This window comes from Micrococcus sp. HMSC31B01 (assembly GCF_001816085.1).
Taxonomy (GTDB): domain Bacteria; phylum Actinomycetota; class Actinomycetes; order Actinomycetales; family Micrococcaceae; genus Micrococcus; species Micrococcus luteus.
Genome location: NZ_KV825314.1, coordinates 1 through 2695, shown reverse-complemented (window position 1 = coordinate 2695; position 2695 = coordinate 1). Strand labels below are relative to the sequence as shown.

At 74.0% G+C, this 2695-nt stretch carries 2 protein-coding genes and 1 pseudogene; all 3 read left to right on the top strand.

Annotated elements, in window-relative coordinates:
* On the top strand, window positions 1–750 hold a 750-nt coding region (locus HMPREF3105_RS10100; protein WP_305791346.1), incomplete at its 5' end, for a phosphopantothenoylcysteine decarboxylase domain-containing protein.
* A 15-nt stretch (window positions 751–765) separates the two neighbouring features.
* A complete protein-coding gene (metK, locus tag HMPREF3105_RS10095; protein WP_083325334.1) occupies window positions 766–2028 on the top strand; it encodes a methionine adenosyltransferase in 1263 nt (420 codons plus the stop codon).
* 124 nt (window positions 2029–2152) lie between these two features.
* Window positions 2153–2695 (top strand): annotated as a pseudogene (locus HMPREF3105_RS13720) (primosomal protein N'); the annotation flags it as partial.

Here is a 2695-nt window from a genome sequence, read left to right as displayed (position 1 = left end):
CGTCCCCGGGCCTCCGGGTCCGACGCCGAGCCGACGCCCGGCCCGCTGGCCGGTCGCACCGTGGTGATCACGGCCGGGGGCACCCGCGAGGCCCTGGACCCGGTCCGCTACCTGGGGAACCGCTCCTCCGGCAAGCAGGGGGCCGCCCTGGCGCGCGCCGCCCTCGACGCCGGCGCCACCGTGCGGTTCGTCGCCGGGTCCATGTCCGTCCCGACGCCCGAGGGCGTCGAGCGCGTCGTGCCCGTGGAGTCCACGCAGGACCTGTTGGACGCCGTGCAGGCGGAGGCCGCCGACGCCGACGTCCTCGTGATGGCGGCGGCCGTCGCGGACTTCCGGCCGGCCGAGGTCTCGGACGCCAAGATGAAGAAGGGCGACGACGGCGGCGCGCCCGTCATCGTGCTCGAGCGCACCCCGGACGTGCTCGCCACGGCCGTGCGCACCCGCTCCGAGGGCGGGCCCATGGCCCCGCTCATCGTCGGCTTCGCCGCGGAGACCGGCGACGCGACGTCCTCCGTGCTCGAGTACGGCCGGGCCAAACTGGCGCGCAAGGGCTGCGAGATGCTCGTGGTCAACGAGGTCGGCACGGACAAGGTGTTCGGCCGGGACGAGACCGCCGTGACCATCCTGTTCGCCGACGGCCGCCCCGCCGTGGAGGCCGCAGGCTCCAAGGACGAGGCCGCGGCCGCCGTCGTGCAGGCGATCGTGGATGACCTCGCCGGTCGCGACCCCGTCGGCGCGTCGGGCCGCTGACCTAGACTGTGCGGCATGACCGATGCCGCCTCGCTGAGCCCCGCCCGCCACGCCGACCCGTATTCGGGGGTGGGCGGCGGAGAGCTCCGCCTCTTCACCTCCGAGTCCGTCACGGCGGGCCACCCCGACAAGATCTGCGACCAGATCTCCGACGCCATCCTGGACGCGATCCTCGCCGCCGACCCGTCGGCGAAGGTGGCCGTGGAGACCCTGACCACCACCGGCCTGGTGCAGGTGGCCGGCGAGGTGAACACCTCAGCGTACGTGGAGATCCCCAGGATCGTGCGCGAGACCATCCTGGACATCGGCTACGACTCCTCGGCCAACGGCTTCGACGGCGCCCAGTGCGGCGTGAACATCTCCATCGGCCAGCAGTCCTCGGACATCTTCGCCGGCGTCTCCCGGTCCCTCGAGGCCCGCGAGTACGGCTCGGCGGACGAGGTGGACGAGCAGGGCGCGGGGGACCAGGGCATCATGTTCGGCTACGCCACGGACGAGACCCCGGCGTACATGCCCATGCCCATCTACCTCGCGCACCGGCTCTCCGAGCGGCTCACCGCGGTGCGCCGGGCGGAGAACACGCCCATGCCGTACCTGCTGCCGGACGGCAAGACGCAGGTCACCATCGGCTACGCGCCCGGCCACGTGCCCACCACGGTCGAGGCCGTGGTGGTCTCCACGCAGCACCACGAGTGGGTCACGCAGGAGCAGCTGCGGGCGGACGTGGAGGAGCACGTGATCCGGCCCGTCATCGAGCGCTCCGGCCTCGACACCTCCGGCATGCGGATCATCATCAACCCGGGCGGCAAGTTCGTCATCGGCGGCCCCGTGGGCGACGCCGGCCTCACCGGTCGCAAGATCATCGTGGACACCTACGGTGGCATGGCCCGGCACGGCGGCGGCGCCTTCTCCGGCAAGGACCCGTCCAAGGTGGACCGCTCCGCCGCCTACATGCTCCGCTGGGTCGCGAAGAACGTGGTGGCCGCCGGCCTCGCCTCGCGCGCCGAGTTCCAGGTGGCCTACGCGATCGGCTCGGCCCGGCCCGTGGGCCTGTACGTGGACACCTTCGGGACGGCCACGGTGCCGGAGGAGAAGATCATCGAGGCCGTGAACGCGGTGTTCGACCTGCGTCCGGCCGCCATCGTGAAGGAGCTGAACCTCCTGCGGCCCATCTACCGACGGACCGCCGCGAACGGCCACTTCGGCCGGGACGACGCCGACTTCACGTGGGAGCGCACGGACCGCGGCGAGCAGCTGCGCGCTGCCGCCGGCCTCTGATCCGGAGGCGGGCATCACGGACACGCTGTTCGCCCTCCCGGAGCCGGAGGACGCGCCCCGACTGCCGGAGCGGGCCGAGGGGTGGCCGGAGCGGCCGATCGCCCGCGTCCTGCTGGACTCGCCCGTGCCGCACCTGGACCGCGAGTTCGACTATCTCGTGCCCGTGGCCCTGGACGACCGGGCGGTCCCCGGCTCCCGCGTGTCCGTCCGCTTCGGCGGACGGGCCATGACGGGCTGGCTCGTCTCGCGGGAGCAGGAGCCGGCCACCGGCGCCCAGCTCACCGAGCTCACCGGCGTGCTCACCGCCATCCCGCCGCTGACGGAGGAGGTCCTGGCGACGGCTCGCGCGGTGGCCCGCCGCCAGGCCGGCGTCGTCACGGACGTGCTGCGGGCCGCGGTGCCCCCGCGCGTTGCGCAGGTCGAGAAGGCCGCCCTGGCGGAGGACGCGGAAACCGCCGCGGACCACCCTGTGACGCTGACCGGCACGGACGCCGAGCGCCCGGAGCCTCCCGCGGCGGAGGAGGGCCTCGTGCCCACGGTGTGGGAGTCCCTCGAGGGGGGCACCGCGTTCGTGTCCGCCGTGCTGGCCGGGGACGCCGCGCGGGCGGCCGCCGTCGTGCCCTCGCGCCTGTTCGAATGGGACGAGGCGGGCGCGCTGGCCGCTCTG